Here is a 17,141-nt window from a genome sequence, read left to right as displayed (position 1 = left end):
ACCGGGGAGGACCTGCGATGAGGCGTGTCGTCGTCACGGGCCTTGGGCTGCTTTCGCCGTTCGGCATGGGCTTCGAGCACAGCTGGAAGGAGCTTCTGACCGGCCGCAGCGCAGCCAAGCGCATCACCGAATTCGAGGTGGAAGACCTTGCCTGCAAGGTCGCCCACGTCATTCCGCGCGGTGACGGCTCCAATGCCACTTTCAATCCTGAAGCCGTTCTCGAGCCGAAGGAACTGCGCAAGATCGGCGATTTCATCCTGTACGGGATCGCGGCCGCCGACGAGGCACTCAAGGATTCCGGCTGGCAGCCGAAGACGCATGAGGAACAGTGCGCCACCGGCGTGCTGATCGGTTCGGGCATCGGCGGCATCGAAGGCATCGCCGAGAATGCGATGATCCTCAAGGAACGCGGTCCGCGCCGCATCAGCCCATTCTTCATCCCTGGCCAGATCATCAACCTCGTCTCCGGTCAGGTCTCGATCCGGCATGGGCTGAAAGGCCCCAACCATGCCGTCGTCACCGCTTGCTCGACCGGTGCGCACGCCATCGGCGATGCCGCCCGGCTGATCATCTGGGGCGATGCCGACGTTATGGTCGCAGGCGGCGCCGAAGCGCCGGTGACGAGACTGTCGATCGCCGGGTTCGCCGCTTGCCGCGCGCTCTCCACCGAGCGCAACGACGCGCCACAAACGGCCTCACGCCCCTATGATCGCGATCGCGACGGCTTCGTCATGGGCGAGGGCGCCGGCGTTGTCGTGCTCGAGGAGCTCGAACACGCCAAGGCCCGCGGCGCCAAGATCTATGCCGAGGTCACCGGCTACGGTCTGACCGGTGACGCCTATCACATCACCGCGCCTGCCGAAGACGGCGACGGCGCTTTCCGTTGCATGACCGCGGCGCTGAACCGGGCGAAGCTGACGCCGGCCGATGTCGACTACATCAACGCGCACGGCACCTCGACCATGGCCGATACGATCGAACTCGGCGCCGTCGAGCGGCTGGTCGGCAACGCCGCCTCGAAGATATCGATGTCGTCGACCAAATCGTCGATTGGCCACCTGCTGGGCGCGGCTGGCGCTGCCGAGGCGATCTTTTCGATCCTCGCCATTCGCGACAACATCGCGCCGCCGACCATCAATCTTGACAATCCGGAGCGCGAAACGGCGATCGACCTGGTGCCGCACAAGCCGCGGGCCCGGCAGATCGACGTGGCGCTGTCCAACTCCTTCGGCTTCGGTGGCACCAACGCCTCGCTCGTCTTCCAGCGCTACAATGGCTGACCGCTCTGCCGGTTTCCGTCTGCCGTCAATTTTGCCATATTCGCCCCTACTCTGCCCGAGGGGATTCGTCGCAAGATCAAATGGTAGGGCGCTATGAACACAAATCCGGCCGATAACGGGGAATTCGGGCAACGGGCAGCAACGCCCGGCCCGATCGTGCCGAAGACGGCCAGCGAGGCGTTGCGGCCCGAGGCCGGCACGCCGCCGCCGAAGCGCTCGCGTGCCTCGCGCAGCCAGTTCGTCGTGTTCATGAACTTCGTCATCTCTTCGGTGATGCTGATGGTGCTGGCGGCAGGCGTTGCGCTGTATTTCGGCAAGCAGGAGTTCAACGAGCCCGGCCCGTCGGCCAATGGCGACACTTTCCTGGTCAAGCCGAATAGCGGCGTCCAGGAGATCGCCGACCAGCTTGAGCGGCGAGGGCTGATCAGCGACGCCCGCATTTTCCGCCTTGGCGTGCGCGCCTTCGGCAATGATTCCGCCCTGAAGGCCGGCGAATACGAGATCAAGCCGCAGGCGTCGATGCACGATATCATGGAACTGCTGAAGAGCGGCAAGTCGGTGATGTATTCGCTGACTATCCCCGAGGGGCTGACGGTCGCGCAGGCGCTGCAACGGATTGCCGAGCAGGACGCGCTGACCGGCGATATGCCGTCGACCACTCCACCTGAGGGCAGCCTCGCCACCGACACGCTGCGTTTCACCCGCGGCGCAACACGCCAGCAGATGGTCGACAAGCTTCTGGCCGACCAGAAGAAGCTGGTCGACGAGGTCTGGCAGCGCCGAGCGCCGGATTTGCCGATCGCCAACGTTGAGGATTTTGTCACCCTAGCCTCTATCGTCGAGAAGGAGACCGGCAAGGGCGATGAACGCTCGCGCGTAGCCGCCGTCTTCCTCAACCGGCTGGCCAAGGGTATGCGGCTGCAGTCGGACCCGACCATCATCTACGGCCTGTTCGGCGGCAAGGGCAAACCCATCGACCGCCCGATCTATCAGTCGGACATCCAGAAGCCGACGCCCTACAACACCTATCTGATCAACGGCTTACCGCCGACGCCGATCGCCAATCCCGGCCGTGCGGCGCTGGAGGCAGTCGCTAATCCGTCGAAGACCAGCGATCTCTACTTCGTCGCCGACGGCACCGGCGGGCACGTCTTTGCCTCGACGCTCGATGAGCATAACGAGAATGTCGCTCGCTACCGGGCACTGCTGAAAAAGCAGGCGCAGGACGCCGCCAAGGCCGGGGCAACCAATACCGGAGCCGACACGCCGGCGGGAGCCATCGTTGACGATGCGGGCGCCACCGCCGCCCAGTAGGGCCGGACGCCATCAGGTTGGCCCTGTGCATGTCCGGGTGGATGTGCAAGGGCTGCTATGGCATTGAAATTCACATGATCCTGTCCGGAGAAAATCGCTCCGGCTTGAGGGGCATTCGGCAAAGGGACGCACGGCTACATGAACTTGCAGAGCATGACCGGTTTTGCGCGCAGTGTCGCCGAACACGACGGCACTTCGATTGCCTGGGAAGCCAAGTCCGTCAACGGCAAAAGCGTCGAGGTCAGGCTGCGGCTGCCGCAAGGTTTCGACCGGCTGGAGCCGGCCGTCCGGCAGACGGTGCAAAAGCGTTTTGCGCGCGGCAATTTCCAGATGACGCTGACCATTGGCCGCGCCGCCGGCGCTCAAGCGCAACCCGTGGTCAACGAGGCTTTCCTGAAGGATCTGGCGGGCTTGGCCAAGCGGCTGCAGGAGCAGTTCGGAGTAGCCCCTGCGGCGGCCGACGGCCTGCTTGCGCTGCGCGGCGTCCTCGACATTCCCGAAACCATCGAAACCGAAGAGGCGCGCAGTGCGCTCGATACCGCAATACTGTCGGCGCTGGAAGCAGCACTGAACGGGCTGCAGCAGGCGCGCCAGGGCGAAGGTGCGGCACTTCGTTCCCTGCTGTCCGGCCATATCGATGCCATCGAGGCGCTGACGCTGCGGGCCGAGGCCGATCCATCACGCGAACCGGCCACGATCCGCGAAAGGCTCGCCGAGCAGATCCGCCTGTTGATGGACGCGTCTGCCAACCTGGACGCCAGCCGGCTGCATATGGAAGCGGCGTTCCTGGCCACCAAGGCCGACATACGCGAGGAAATCGACCGGCTGAAGACACACGTGGCGTCGGGGCGGGCACTGCTCGCCGGCGGTGGCGCCATCGGCCGCAAGCTCGATTTCCTGGCACAGGAATTCAACCGCGAATCGAATACGCTGTGTTCCAAGTCGAATGCTGCCGCGGTCACCGCCATCGGGCTGGAACTGAAGGCGGTCGTCGACCAGTTTCGCGAACAGGTCCAGAATCTGGAATGATCCCGATGCCAAGCCACATGACTGCCAAGCCCCATGACCGCTAGGGATGTGGGTTCCCGCATTCGGCGCCGCGGGCTGATGCTGGTCTTGTCGTCGCCGTCAGGCGCCGGCAAGTCGACGATTGCGCGCAATCTGCTGGAGAGCGATTCCAGCCTGGAATTGTCGGTCTCGGTCACCACGCGGCCACGCCGCGGCAGCGAGATCGAGGGCGTCCATTACCACTTCCGTACCATGCGCGAGTTCGAGCGGCTGCGCGATTCCGATGCGCTGCTCGAATGGGCGGAGGTGCACGGCAATTGCTACGCGACGCCGCGCGAGCCGGCTGAACAGGCGCTGGCCGAAGGCCGCGACATGCTGTTCGACATCGACTGGCAAGGCGCTCAGCAACTCAAGGAGAAGATGCGCGCCGACATCGTCTCGATATTCATCCTGCCGCCATCGATGAAGGAATTGAAGGCGCGGCTGAAGCGTCGCGCCGAGGACCAGGAAGCGGTGATCGAGACGCGGCTCAAGAACGCCCGCAACGAGATCGAGCACTGGAAGGAATATGATTTCGTCATAGTCAACGACGATCTCGACCGCGCTTTCGCCGAGGTGCGGGGCATCGTCACGGCCGAACGGCTCAGACGCGATCGCCGGCCGGGCCTGTTCGATTTCGTCTCGGGGCTGCTCGACGAAAAGACGGATTGATCAAGGCGCTGTCCCCGCGACCAGGATCAGATTGCGGCTGAGCGCGGCGTCGCGCAGTTCCAATGCCGCGGCATATTCGGCGGAGCGGTACCAACGCCGCGCCGTGTCCATGTCGGGGAATTCCACGATGATCAGCGGCCCGGGAGACCAGTCGCCTTCCAACCTTTCCACCTCGCCGCCGCGTACCAGATAGCGCCCGCCATGCTGGGCGATGGAGGCAGCCGCGCTGGCGCGATAGGCTTCGATAGCCTCTGCGTCACGGATCGTGACGTCGGAAATGACATAGGCGGCCACTGTTTGTCTCCGGGCAGGGTTTGTCCGGCTATCTATGCCATGAGAGCGGAAATTCCACGCGGACGCTTCCCGGCATCACACCGCGTTGGTCAGGCGAACGAATTCCTCGACGCTGAGCGTCTCCGCACGCCTGGTCGGATCGATGCCGGCGCGGGTGAGCAGTGCCTCGCCGCCGAGGCTTTTCACGCTCTGCCGCAGCATTTTCCGGCGCTGGCCGAATGCCGCTTCGGTGACGCGGCTGAGCCGTTTCACCTCTGCCGGCAAGGGGTTGGCACGCGGCACAAGATGCACCACCGAGGACGTCACCTTGGGTGGCGGCGTGAACGCCTGCGGCGGTACGTCGAAGGCAATCCTCGCCTCCGTCCGCCAGCCGGCCAGCACGCCGAGCCGACCATAGGCCTCGCTGCCGGGGCTGGCTGCAATGCGTTCGGCGACCTCGCGCTGGAACATCAGCGTCATCGATGTGTAGAACGGCGGCCACTCGGTGACGGTCAGCCAGCGGATCAGCAATTCGGTGCCGATATTGTAGGGCAGGTTGGCAACGATTTTCGCCGACCCGCCGCTTCCCGGCACTCCTTTTGCAAGCGCTGCAAAATCAGCTTTCAGCGCATCGCCGGCTACGATCTCGAGCCGACCCGGATAGTGGTTCGCGATCTCGGCCAAGGCCGCCAGGCAGCGCTCGTCGCGCTCGATCGCGACGACCCGCCGGGCGCCGTTGAGGAGCAGGGCACGAGTCAGCCCGCCCGGACCGGGACCGACCTCGATAACCGTAACGTCGCTCAGGTCGCCGGCGGTTCGCGCAATCTTGCTTGTCAGGTTAAGGTCGAGCAGAAAATTCTGGCCCAGCGCCTTTTTCGCCTGCAGCCCATGGCGCTCGATCACCTCGCGCAGTGGCGGCAGGCCGTCTATGCTCATCGGGCTGGGCTCATCAGGCGGGCTCATCGGGTTAAGGCCATCGAATTTGGCTGATTGGGCTCAGGGCCTACGGCCTTTTCCCGGTATCGGCAAGAACGCGAGCGAGTTTCAGCGCTGCAATCAGGCTGCCGGCACGGGCGATGCCCTTGCCGGCGATGTCGAAGGCGGTGCCGTGGTCGGGCGAGGTGCGGACGAAGGGCAGGCCGAGCGTGACGTTGACCGCCTCGTCAAACGCCAGCGCCTTGGCCGGGATCAGCGCCTGGTCGTGATACATACAGAGCGCCACGTCGTAGCCGGCGCGGGCGCGAGCATGAAACAGCGTGTCGGCCGGCAATGGCCCGAAGGCGTCGATCCCTTCCTGCCTCAGCCGGTCGACTGCCGGGCGCACGATCCGCTCGTCTTCGGTGCCCATGGTGCCGCCTTCGCCGGCATGCGGGTTGAGGCCGGCAATGGCGAGCCGCGGCTTGGCAATTCCGAAGCGGTTCGCAAGGTCGGCGGCGGTGATGCGGCCGGTGGCGACGATAAGGTCCGTCGTCAGCTCTTTCGGCACCTCGGCCAGCGCGATGTGGATGGTGACCGGCACGGTGCGCAGGTCCGGTCCGGCAAGCAGCATCACAGGCGTCACTTCGGTGCCGGTGTGAAGCGATGCCAGATGCGCCAGATATTCGGTGTGGCCGGGAAAGCGAAAGCCGGCGTCGTAGAGCGGCTTCTTGGCGATGGGGCAGGTGACGACCGCGGCAGCGCGGCCAGCCAGGCAGTCGGCAACGGCGCGGTCGATCGCCTCGATGATGCCGGCGGCGTTGGCTGGATCCGGGCGGCCGGGACTGTCGACGAAACGGGCAGCAAGCGCCACCACCGGCAGCGCGCGCGAAAACACCCCCGGCGCTAACGCCGGCGTCGTCTCGGCAATCGCGATATCGGTGCCGAGCCTGTGCGCCCGCGCGGCAATCAGTGCCGGATCGGCAAGGAGATAAAAAGACGGAACGCCAGCGCTATCGCGGGCCTGCCAAGCAGCGATGGCGATGTCCGGCCCCACGCCGGACGGATCGCCGACGCTCAACGCCAGCGGAAGCTCTGCGTCAGCCACGGCGCTTCGACTTCAGCGCTCGATTATGCGGGCTTTCTTCCGCAACTCCTCGACATATTTCTTCGAGAGTTCGTCGGCGTTCTTGTCGTTCGAACCTTCACTCTGGAACACCATCTGCGCGGCTTTGTCGTCTGACACTTCGCGCGACGAGCAGATGCCGATGAATTCGACACCGCGGTCGGTTTCGCGCGTCGTGGTGGCGCCGCCGACCTTTGTAGCCTTTATCTGCTCGGCCCAGTCCGCCGGCAATTGGGGCGCCAGCACCCGGCCGAGATCGCGAACGGTGACATCGATCAGGCCCTTGGCGAATTCGCGGGTGGTGTTGCAGCCGTTGAAGCGGGCGCGCATGGCATCGGCTTCGCGTTTGCGCTTGGCCAGCGTCGCGGTTCGCTCGGCGGCCGGCACCACGAAGATGACCTGCTGCAGCATGTACTCTGTGGCGCTCGGTTTGCTGCCGCCTTTTTCGAGCATGCGCTTGACGAGGTCCTGCTCGCTCATTGCGCCGCCACCGTCTCCGGAACGGGAACGCGCGGTCAGCGCCTGGTTCCAGGCCATCTGTGCCCGGATAAACTCCTTGAAATGCTCCTTGGTGACGCCGGATTGCGCCATCGCGCCGTCAAGCTGCTTGAGCGGCATCTTGTTGCTGGTGGCGAAACGCTGATAAGCGGCATCGACCTGCGCGTCGCTGATGCGGATGCCGAGCCGCCGGGCTTCGGCCAGACGCAGCGTCTGGTCGATCATTTCCTGGCCGGCATCGCCCTTTCTGTGCTGCAGGCGCAGGAAAGCGGCCCGATGCTGGATGTCGCCGGTGGTGATCGGTATATTGTTGACGACGTATTTGATCTCGGTGGCGAAAACTGGCCGCGTCACCGCGGTGGTCGAGAACGCCACCAGCAGCGCGAACCCTGCCGAAAAGAGGTATTTCCTCATCGAAAGCATCCCAATTCCATCCCGATTCAGCCGAACCTATCCCAGTTCAGGCCGTCAAAATTCGTGCCTGCTCTATGCGGCGAAACAATGTCGTCCGCCAGCCGCCCCGTTGCCGACCGCTGCCCGTTATTGAATGGTGTCGATGGAGCGTTGCGACGAGCCGAAATCGCCGAGCGTGCGGAACGACAGGTTGAAGCCGACGTTCTGCGATACTTCCTTGGTGTTCAGGTCACGTCTTTCCGAAAACGTCATCAAATAGGTAAAGCACGAATCACTATAGGCAAAGCCGACCCCGTCCTTGACCAGAACGCTCTGCTCCAGATCATATGTGCCGGTGCCAAAGACGCGCCAATTCTCGGCAAGATGTGTCGAGGCGCCGAGCGTAACCTCATGGCGATCGGTCGAGAAGCCATAGAGTGGCTGCGCCTGGATGAAGGCGTATTTGGCGCTCAGCGACACCGGCAGGCCTGAAAAGGCGGCCTTTACCTCAGCGCGGCGGATCTCGAAGCTTTGCTCGTCGAAACGGCCGCTGACCGAGCCGGAAAACCCGCTGGGGCTGTTGAAGCCGACAAGGCCGACATAGTCGGAGGTTGCAGTTTCAAGACCTGAATAGGCGCCGACATTGACCAGGTCCGGCGTGCCGAACGAGTTCTGGCCGCCGAGCTGGTAGGATTGGCCGAACACCGCATTGGTGCCCCAGCCATTGTCATATGCGCCGGAATAGCGCAGCCCGACATTGGCGCGTGTGCCGCCTTCCATGCGGTCATAGCCCGAGAATTTGTCGCGCTCGAACAGCGTCGTGGCGTCGAAGACGAAGCTCTGGGCGTCCTCGTTGGGGACCGCCAGCCCGCCGACATATTGCTCGTTCGGACGCATGAATACCTGCGCCATCGGTTCGAAGACATGGCTGGAACTGGTCATCGAAAACAGCACCGGCCAGCGCATCTCAAGGCCGGCGGTCGCCATGTAGCGGGCAAGCGATGAACGCATATCGTCCTCGACGCCGAGATTGGTCGCCATCTGGTTGACGGCGTCGAGCGAGGCCGAGGAGGCGTTGACGTAGCCGGCGTCGCCGCGCAGCGCCAGGAGCGGTGTCAGCAGCAGCCCGCCATCGGTGGTGAAGGTGCGCTTCCATTCGGCTTCCGCGGTAAGGCGCCCGGATTGACCGTCGATGCCGCGGACGTTGTTGACGGACGAAGGGATGCCCGAATTTGCAAGAGCCGTATCGAGCCTGTCGCGGTCAATGACCCGCGCGTTGACGTCGAACGACAGCTGCCCGCCGGCCACCGGCATGTCGGGGATATAAGCGTAGTCGAGCGAGGGCAGCACCCAGGGCTGCTTGGCGGCGCGTGCAGTCGGATCGCTGGCGAGCGTGTCTTCCTGAACCTCGAAGTGCATGGCGCGCACGTCGAAGTAATTGCGATCGTTGAGCCCCGTCAGGTACACCTCGGAGCGGTGCACGCTATCGTTGAAGCCATCGATGTCGTAGGTGCGCGCGAAATTCTTGTCGCTCTGCAGCAGGATGTCCCAGCCGAAGTCCCAGCGCGGGTTGATGGCGAACTGGCCCTGGGTGCCCATCATGCCGCGGAACCTGTTCGGGTCGCCTTCGGTACCCGAATTCACGTTGTGGCCATTGTCGTCGATGAAGGCGTCGGGATTCTCCTGCCGGATGCCCGCAATCTTCAGGCTGTACTGACCGTTGTTGAAGCGCTGCCTCCACTCGGCCTCACCGAGGAAACCTTGCTTGGTATAGCCGCTGCCAGTGACAGTGAGATCGTAGGTCGGCGAGAGCGCGAAATAATAGGGGACTTTAACACCGACGCCGAGATCGCTCTTGTAGGCGACGCCGGGGATCAGGAAGCCGCTCTTGCGCTTGACCGTTGGGTCGGCGATCTCGAAAGCCGGCAGATAGGCCAGCGGAAAGCCGAAGAACTCGAAATTCGAGTTCTCGAAGCGAACCGTCTTCTTCTCGCCGTTCCAGATGATCTTCCTGGCCTTGATACGCCAGGTCGGCGCTTTGTCGGGCTTGTCCTCGCACGGCTCGCAGGCGGTGTAGACGCCATTGTGGAACGTCGTCAGCACGCCGCCCATGCGCTCCGCGCTTTCGGCGGCGAAATACGCCTTGTCTATGGTCTCGACCCGCAGCGCGTTGACGAAGCCGTCGGCGAAATCGTCAGTGATGTCGGCATGCTGCGAATAAATTTTGGTGCCGTCGCTATTGACGAGTTCGACATTGCCGCTGGCGACGAGGCGTTTGGTGTTGCGGTTGTATTCGACCCGCTGGGCGACGAGACGGTTGCCGCCGTAGTCGATCTGGACGCCGCCGACGGCCGTCACTGTCTGCTTGTCGTTGTCGTAGACCAGCGTATCGGCTGCCAACAGCATCTGCGTGCCGCTCGGAACCTTCGTTGCCAGCTCACTGACGTCCTGGGCGAAAGCCGGAGCAACCGGGGCGGCGCTGGCAAGCAGGCATGCCAAGGCGCTCGCCGCAGAGAGGCGTGCCAAACCGGCGTGCCTATGGCTGCGCAAAACCGCCTCCCTCACTAGCCGTCTTCCTTGTATAGCAGGAATGTCACCCCGAAGAACATAGCCACGACAACCGGGACCCAAGCCGCTACGGCAGTGGGTACGAATCCCGCTACGCCGAATGCCTTGACCAGCACCGAAACGACATAAAGCAGAAAGCCGGCCACGATGCCACCCAGAATCATCGTTGCCGACTGCCCCATCCTCGCAAATCGCATTGATACCGTTGCCGCAATCAGCGTCATCGCGACAAGCAGGAAGGGCAGCGCAATCAGGGAATTGAACTGCATGGCGAAGGCGTTTGCCTTGAGGCCGAAGGAGCGGGCCACTTCGATCTTGCCGGGCAGATCGTAGAAGGGAATGGTCTCAGGGCGCGCCAACCGCTCTTGCACGAATTCCGGCTTGAGATTGGTCGGCAGCCGATCGCTAGGTAACGACTGGATGGTACCGTCCCGGAACACCTTGACGTCCTGCAATTCCCAGTAGCCGTCCCGCAAAAAGGCGCGCGCCGCATCCTTGCGCTCGATGATGTCGCCTTGCGGGCTGAAGCTGAAGAAGACCGCGTCGGCCATCTCCAGGCCTTGATTGAGAATGGCGCGCGCGCCGATGATGGTGTCGCCGGCGTTGGTTTTCTGCCTGATCCAGGGCGCAGCATCGGCCGAGACGCTGTTCGACTTGCCCGAACGGAGCTGGGTCTCGATCTCCTCGGACCAGGAATAGGCGTGCGCGGCTACCGGATTGATGACGCCGACCGACAAGGCTCCAAACAGCAGCGCCCCGATGCAGCACGGCAGCAGGAATTGCCATGCGGAAACCCCGGCGGAACGGGCAATGACCAATTCATATTTGCGGTTGAGCGACACCAACGTCGCCATCGCCGAGAACAGGCCGACGAACGGCACCGTCTGCAGCATGATCATCGGCATCCTGAGCCCCGAAATGGCGAACGCAGTTGCGTAGGTGAAGCCCGGCACGCCGGTCGTGCGGCCGGAAAGCTCGGTGAAATCGATCAGGAACACCAGCGCCAAGAGGCCGATGAAGAACCAGATGGTGATCGTCACATAGCGAAAGAAGAAGTACCGACCCAGAGTCCAGCCCATCAGCCGGCCCCCTGCCCGGATGCGCCACGCCTGGCAAAACGGAGCTTGATGGCGCTCCAGCCGTCACTGAAGCGGCCGGCAAGATTGGTTATCCAATCGGCCCAGGCAACCGGCAGTTCCATGGTCCGGTTGGACACGATGAACCAGATGGCGATCGCCGATGCCACGATCGGGACGCCGTAGACCATATAGGCATATTGCGGCACCTTGTCGGCCTTGCCGGCGGCAAAGAACCCGAGCCAGCGCACGAACAGTGCGATCGCGATTGCCGTGATCAGCGGGTGCACACGCGCCTCGCGATGCGAGCGCGCATCTCCGGCAACGGCGAGCGCGATCAGCGCGAAGACGAGCGAATAGGACCACTCGGAAAAACGCTGGTTGAGCTCGGCCAGGTACCTGTTCGGCTTTTGCTGGTACATCTTGTCGTTCGGACTTGGATTGAGCAGATACTGGGTCGTCCGGTCCTTCGGCAAAAGCAGGATGTCAGATGATGCCGACATGAAAGCGGACAAGTCGAAGGCGTAGGAGGTGAACCGGATCACCGAGAGGTCGCCAGTCATGGTTTTGCGATGGATGACGCCGTCATTCATCATCAGCACCTTCTCGTCGCCGCGTTCGATGATGCTGCCGGTCTTGGCGTAGTAGATGAGATTGACGCCTTCTTCGCGCGAATCGGCGACGAAGATGCCGCCGAGACGGTTGTCGGGAAGCCGTTCGCCAACCTGCAGGAACAGGCCGTCATCGATCTTACGGAAGGTGCCTTCCTGGATGATCAACGACAACAGATCGGCACGCGACGACGCAATCAACTCGCGGTTCTTCTGGCGTGCGTAAGGGTCGACGCCATTGTCGACGGCGAAGGAAAAAACGCTGGCTGCAAGTGCCAGAAGCATGATCGGCCTGACGATGGTCCAGCGTGAAGCGCCGGCGGCATTGATGACGGCCAGCTCCGAATCCGAATTCATCACGCTGAGTATCTGGGCGACCGCGACCACCAGGGCGAACGGCACGACGATCGGAACGATCGTCGGGATGATCAGCGCTGCGACTTCGAAGAAGGTGAGGGCCGACTGACCGCTATCGGTGACGAGGTCGATGCGGGCGAGCACCTGAGTCGTCCAGACGATCGCCAGCGTCCAGACGAGCGCCAGCGCGAATACCGCGAAAGCACGGCGCATGATGTAACGTTCAACGACCTTCATGAAGGCTTTTCTCGGCGATTTCGAACGGCATCATGCCTTGGAACAAGGTAGTCGTCCGGCGCCGGCTGCACAACTGGCTCAGTTTGGCGGTTCGATCTGGGTTCTGTCCCGGATCGCAAAATCCGCTGGGCCGGAGTGTCGGCGGCAATGGATAAGAAAGAGCGAACATTGTTGGTTAACAACAGGTTGCGGCGGGAAGCGGGGCCGTGCCGCGACGAATCGTGGATGGTTCGATATCGCATATGGGAGCGATTTCGGCCAAAGTCTTGTCAAATGCGGCAAAACGACCAAATGTCGCGCCGGTCGCGACCGCCGCGACATGATAAGACGGGTCAGGATCTGTGAGCCCCAGCATGGAAGCGGAAAAATTGCGCGGTCAAACCGGTCGGGAAACGATCTTTGACGGCGCGATCGTGGTCGGCGCCGGCGCAGCCGGCCTTGCCGCCGCCCACGCCTTGATGAAGGCCGGCGTACCGACGCTCGTCCTGGAAAAGGAGAGCCGGCTTGCCGAACCCTGGCATCGGCGGCACCAGCGGCTGCACCTCAATACGCATCGCGATCTCTCGACGCTGCCCGGCGTCGGCTATCCCGCAGGCACCCCGGCTTTTCCGCATAAATCGGCCGTCATTCGCCATCTGAACGATTTCAGCCAGGCGCATGGTCTGCCGGTCGCATTCGGCGTTGCCGTTGAAGAGATCACGTTCGACGGCGATCACTGGACCGTGCGGACGAACTCCGGACGTCGTCTGGCGCGTCATGTCGTCGTCGCCACCGGGCGCGACCGGCAGCCGTTTATTCCCGCGTGGAAAGGCATGAAGGATTTTGCAGGCCGGATTATCCATTCGGCCGATTTTGGCGAGGCGAAGGACTACGTCGGCAAAAAGGTGCTGGTCGTCGGAGCCGGCAATTCGGGGTTCGATGCACTCAATCATCTTGCGAATGCAGATGCCCAAAGCATCTGGCTGTCGGCCCGCAACGGCCCGTCGCTGCTGCCGAAACGCATCGGCAAGGTCGCCGTCCACAGGCTTTCACCGTTAATGGCGAGCTTGCCGGTGCGGCTGGCCGATGCGGTGATGGCGACAACCCAGCGCCTGGTTTTCGGCGACTTGACGAAATTTGGGCTTCCGCCGGCTCCCACAGGCGGTGCGAGCCGTCTGAGCGCCGACTACACCGCGATCGCAGCCGATGACGGCGCGGTTCGCGCCATCAAGGCAGGCACGATCGTGGTGCTGCCACCATTGCGGGAATTTACCCAAGACGGCATCGTATTGAATGACGGCAGGTTGATCACGCCCGATATCGTCATTGCAGCGACCGGCTATCGCACCGGTCTGGAGCAGATGGTCGGCAAGCTCGGCGTTCTCGACGGCAAGGGCGTTCCGCTTTTCAACGGCGGCGATGCCGATCCGAAATTGCCCGGCCTGTGGTTTACCGGCATGCGGCCGAGCATTCGCGGTTGTTTCGCCAACGCCCGCATTCAGGCCAGGACGATAGCGGCGCGGATTGTCAAGCAGCGATAATGAGCCGGACTATGCCGACTGTTCCGCCCGCAATAGACACGCCTTGTTGAAAGGTGCTCGAACCGAAAGGTCAATGGTCATGACGCCAGTCAGCATTCGCTACATGGTCGATGATGTCGCCGCCTCGATCGACTTCTACTGTGGACATCTGGGCTTCGCTGTTGAACAGGACGCGCGACCGGCTTTTGCTTCCGTCACACGCGGCGCTTTACGGCTCCTTCTAAGCGGCCCCGGCAGTTCGGGTGCACGGGCGATGCCGGATGGCCGGCAGCCGGTGCCGGGAGGTTGGAATCGCATCCTGTTGGTGGTGCCGGACCTGAAAGAAGAGGTTGCGCGCCTCAAGAGTGCTGGACTTGTCTTTCGCAACGATATCATAACGGGCGTCGGCGGTTCCCAGACGCTGCTCGAAGACCCATCGGGCAATGTCATCGAGCTGTTTCAACCCGCCGCTCACTGACGAACGTTTCTCGCAATAATCCAACTCACTTCCCCGAAAGCAGGACATGATGAATTCGAGACCTTCGATCGCCTTTGCCAAATTCGCCGCGCCCAAAAAAGGCAGCGTTTTCGTTCTGGTGGCCGACGAGGGCGGCCTCAGCGATGCCGCCAGGGCTTGCGATCCGGCAAAGACCCTCGAGCGGGCTTTTCCGGTCGCCGACTTCACCGGCAAATTCGCCAGCCTGGTCGAAGTGCTGGCACCGGAAGGGACATCGCTCGAGCGGCTGGTGGCGGTCGGTGCCGGCAAGGGTTCCAATCTCGATGATTACGCCTGGCTGAAGCTCGGCGGCACGATTGCCGCGTCCTTTCGCAAGGCAACCGAAGTGGCCGTCGTGCTCGATCTTCCCGGTGCGGCCGTCAGCGGCAGGCAAGCCGTTCAGCTTGCAGCGGGCATCCTGCTGCGCAGCTATTCCTTCGACAAGTACAAGACCAAAAAGAACAATGGTGACGACAAGCGCGAGCCAAAAAAGCCGGTCAAGGTGACTATTCACACCGCCGATCCGGCAGCTGCAAAGAAGGCCTTCGCCGATGAAGCGGCGGTGATCGACGGCGTCTTGCTGGCGCGCGATTTGGTCAATGAACCGGCCAATGTTTTGGGACCGGTGGAATTCGCCGCCCGCATCGCCGAACTGGAGGCGCTCGGCGTCACGGTCGAGATCCTGGCCGAGAAGGAGATGAAGAAGCTCGGCATGGGTTCGCTGCTGGGCGTAGCGCAGGGTTCGCCGCGTGGCGCCCGCATCGCGGTCATGCGGTGGGACGGCGGCAAGGCCAAGGAAAGCCCGGTCGCCTTCGTCGGCAAGGGCGTCACCTTCGACACCGGCGGCAATTCGATCAAGCCGGCGTCGGGCATGGAGGACATGAAGGGCGACATGGGCGGCGCTGCTGCCGTCACCGGGCTGATGCACGCGCTGGCCGCGCGCAAGGCGAAGGTCAATGTCGTCGGCATTGTCGGGCTGGTTGAAAACGCCGTCGACGGCCACGCTCAGCGACCGGGCGACATTGTCACCTCGATGTCGGGCCAGACTATCGAAGTGCTCAATACCGACGCCGAGGGCCGCCTGGTGCTGGCCGATGCGCTCTGGTACTGCAACGACCGCTTCCAGCCGAAATTCATGATCAATCTGGCGACGCTGACCGGCGCCATCATGGTCGCGCTCGGCCAGCATTATGCCGGCCTGTTCTCCAACAATGACGAGTTGGCGGACCGGCTGACGGCGGCCGGACAGGCGACGCAGGAGCGGGTGTGGCGCATGCCGCTCGGTGCCGAATACGACAAGCTGATCGATTCCAAGAATGCTGACATGAAGAACATCGGCGGCCGCCATGGCGGCGCCATCATCGCCGCGCAGTTCCTGCAGCGCTTCGTCAAGGACACGCCCTGGGCGCATCTCGACATCGCCGGCACCGCGATGGGCGCGCCTTCCAACGAGATCAACCAGTCATGGGCTTCCGGCTTCGGCGTCAGGCTGCTCGACCGGCTGGTGCGCGATCATTACGAGCAATGAGCGGCTGGGGCGGGACTCCGACAATGTAGACTGAACGCATGGCCGAGATTCTGTTTTATCACCTGACCGAATCGACGCTGGAGGATGCGCTGCCCGGCCTCCTGGAGCGCAGTGTCGATCGCGGTTGGCGCGCCGTGGTGCAGACCGGCACCGAGGAACGGCGCGACGCGCTGGACCAGCATCTGTGGACTTTCCGGGACGATTCATTCCTGGCCCACGCAACGGATCGCGAAGCCCATCCCGCCGAGCAGCCGGTGCTTCTGACCGTCGGCCCCGACAATCCGAACCAGGCGCAGATACGCTTCCTGGTCGATGGGGCGGCGCCGCCGGAGCTTGGCGGCTACCAGCGCGCCGTGTTCCTGTTCGACGGCCACGATGCAGCCCAGCTAGAGGCGGCACGCACGCATTGGAAGACAATGAAGGAGGCCGGCCACACCGTGACCTACTGGCAGCAAACGCCTGACCGGCGCTGGGAACGCAAGGCTTAGAGAATTTGCCGGCAAGGGAATCACTGGCGCCGCAAGAGTGCGATGACAAAAAGATGGACCGCCGGCTATTCAGAAGACCGGAGCAAGCTCGATGCCGCCCGATGAACGAACGCCAGGCATGCCGATAGATGCCGCACTTGTTCGCCGGCTGATTGCCGCGCAGTTCCCCAAATGGGCGGACCTGCCGGTAGAGACGGTCGAGCCTGGCGGCTGGGACAACCGCACGTTCCGGCTGGGCGACAGCATGTCGGTGCGGCTGCCGAGCGCTGCCGCCTATGTCGCCCAGGTCGAGAAGGAGCATCGCTGGCTGCCCCGCCTGGCGCCTCACCTGCCTCTGCCGATACCCGTGCCGCTGGCCAAAGGCGCGCCCGGGGAAGGCTATCCATGGCCTTGGTCCGTCTATCGCTGGCTTGGCGGCAGACCGGCGGCTGGTGGACTGATTGCCGATCTTACCGAGTTCGCCCGTTCGCTGGCCGGCTTTCTGGTTGCGCTCTACCGGATCGACGCTGCCGATGGGCCACCGGCAGGGCAGCATAATTTCCACCGCGGTGGCCGGCTTTCGGTCTACGACGCCGAGACCCGAGCCGCGCTCTCGGCGCTCGGCGGCCGCATCGACAAGGCCGCCGCCGAGGCCGTGTGGGCGACGGCCCGTGCCTCGCGGTGGGAAGGGGCGCCGGGGGGGGGGCCTGGGGGCGTCGCCGGGGGGCATCTGGTGGGGGGTGATGGCGAGCGCTTCGCGGGGGGGGGTTTGGGTAGGTGGGCG

The 17,141-nt window shown here is 63.4% G+C and carries 16 protein-coding genes; 9 read left to right on the top strand and 7 right to left on the bottom strand.

Annotated features, from left to right (window positions below; genetic code table 11):
* The first annotated feature begins 17 nt into the window (after window positions 1–17).
* From fabF to gmk, 4 genes are all read left to right on the top strand, one after another.
* The gene (gene fabF, locus NKI52_RS16355) at window positions 18–1,280 is read left to right on the top strand and encodes a beta-ketoacyl-ACP synthase II (RefSeq protein ID WP_352467164.1); all 1,263 of its coding nucleotides are present in this window, start codon (window positions 18–20) and stop codon (window positions 1,278–1,280) included.
* Between the two features lie 93 nt (window positions 1,281–1,373).
* On the top strand, window positions 1,374–2,594 hold the full coding sequence (gene mltG, locus NKI52_RS16350) for an endolytic transglycosylase MltG (RefSeq protein ID WP_023677703.1): 1,221 nt from the start codon (window positions 1,374–1,376) through the stop codon (window positions 2,592–2,594).
* 138 nt (window positions 2,595–2,732) lie between these two features.
* On the top strand, window positions 2,733–3,623 hold the full coding sequence (locus tag NKI52_RS16345; protein WP_023677702.1) for a YicC/YloC family endoribonuclease: 891 nt from the start codon (window positions 2,733–2,735) through the stop codon (window positions 3,621–3,623).
* A gap of 33 nt (window positions 3,624–3,656) precedes the next feature.
* A complete protein-coding gene (gene gmk / locus NKI52_RS16340; RefSeq protein ID WP_023677701.1) occupies window positions 3,657–4,313 on the top strand; it encodes a guanylate kinase in 657 nt (218 codons plus the stop codon).
* Here gmk and NKI52_RS16335 read toward each other — a convergent pair whose 3' ends face one another.
* The 7 genes from NKI52_RS16335 to lptF form a co-directional block, all read right to left on the bottom strand.
* Window positions 4,314–4,607 (bottom strand): DUF1330 domain-containing protein, encoded by a 294-nt coding sequence (locus tag NKI52_RS16335; RefSeq protein ID WP_023677700.1) that lies wholly within the window; start codon window positions 4,605–4,607, stop codon window positions 4,314–4,316.
* 75 nt (window positions 4,608–4,682) lie between these two features.
* Window positions 4,683–5,522, bottom strand: coding sequence for a 16S rRNA (adenine(1518)-N(6)/adenine(1519)-N(6))-dimethyltransferase RsmA (gene rsmA, locus NKI52_RS16330; protein ID WP_023677699.1), 840 nt, complete (start codon window positions 5,520–5,522; stop codon window positions 4,683–4,685).
* Window positions 5,523–5,589: 67 nt separating this feature from the next.
* A complete protein-coding gene (gene pdxA, locus NKI52_RS16325; RefSeq protein ID WP_352454406.1) occupies window positions 5,590–6,609 on the bottom strand; it encodes a 4-hydroxythreonine-4-phosphate dehydrogenase PdxA in 1,020 nt (339 codons plus the stop codon).
* 12 nt (window positions 6,610–6,621) lie between these two features.
* Window positions 6,622–7,548, bottom strand: a complete 927-nt coding sequence (locus NKI52_RS16320; protein ID WP_023677697.1) for a peptidylprolyl isomerase — start codon at window positions 7,546–7,548, stop codon at window positions 6,622–6,624.
* 117 nt (window positions 7,549–7,665) lie between these two features.
* Entirely contained in the window at window positions 7,666–10,083 is a 2,418-nt protein-coding gene (locus NKI52_RS16315) for an LPS-assembly protein LptD (protein WP_352542725.1), read from the bottom strand.
* Window positions 10,083–11,168: an LPS export ABC transporter permease LptG gene (gene lptG / locus NKI52_RS16310; protein WP_023677695.1), complete on the bottom strand. Its 1,086-nt coding sequence runs from the start codon at window positions 11,166–11,168 to the stop codon at window positions 10,083–10,085. The genes NKI52_RS16315 and lptG overlap by 1 nt, the downstream gene beginning before the upstream one ends.
* Window positions 11,165–12,367, bottom strand: coding sequence for an LPS export ABC transporter permease LptF (gene lptF, locus NKI52_RS16305; RefSeq protein WP_352569685.1), 1,203 nt, complete (start codon window positions 12,365–12,367; stop codon window positions 11,165–11,167). The genes lptG and lptF overlap by 4 nt, the downstream gene beginning before the upstream one ends.
* 353 nt (window positions 12,368–12,720) lie before the next feature.
* On the opposite strand from lptF, the gene NKI52_RS16300 reads away from it, so the two are divergent.
* From NKI52_RS16300 to NKI52_RS16280, 5 genes are all read left to right on the top strand, one after another.
* The gene (locus NKI52_RS16300; RefSeq protein ID WP_352698626.1) at window positions 12,721–13,887 is read left to right on the top strand and encodes a flavin-containing monooxygenase; all 1,167 of its coding nucleotides are present in this window, start codon (window positions 12,721–12,723) and stop codon (window positions 13,885–13,887) included.
* Window positions 13,888–13,960: 73 nt separating this feature from the next.
* Window positions 13,961–14,344: a VOC family protein gene (locus tag NKI52_RS16295; protein ID WP_352471101.1), complete on the top strand. Its 384-nt coding sequence runs from the start codon at window positions 13,961–13,963 to the stop codon at window positions 14,342–14,344.
* Between the two features lie 49 nt (window positions 14,345–14,393).
* Entirely contained in the window at window positions 14,394–15,890 is a 1,497-nt protein-coding gene (locus tag NKI52_RS16290; RefSeq protein ID WP_352621266.1) for a leucyl aminopeptidase, read from the top strand.
* A 38-nt stretch (window positions 15,891–15,928) separates the two neighbouring features.
* Window positions 15,929–16,378 carry a DNA polymerase III subunit chi gene (locus tag NKI52_RS16285; RefSeq protein ID WP_352625021.1) on the top strand — a complete coding sequence of 150 codons (450 nt, stop codon included), beginning with the start codon at window positions 15,929–15,931 and terminating at the stop codon, window positions 16,376–16,378.
* A 91-nt stretch (window positions 16,379–16,469) separates the two neighbouring features.
* Window positions 16,470–17,141 (top strand): phosphotransferase (locus NKI52_RS16280; protein WP_352698624.1); only part of this gene is annotated, 672 nt, incomplete at its 3' end.

This window comes from Mesorhizobium sp. M0590 (assembly GCF_040320905.1).
Taxonomy (GTDB): Bacteria; Pseudomonadota; Alphaproteobacteria; order Rhizobiales; family Rhizobiaceae; genus Mesorhizobium.
This window is presented reverse-complemented; position numbering and strand designations above follow the sequence as displayed.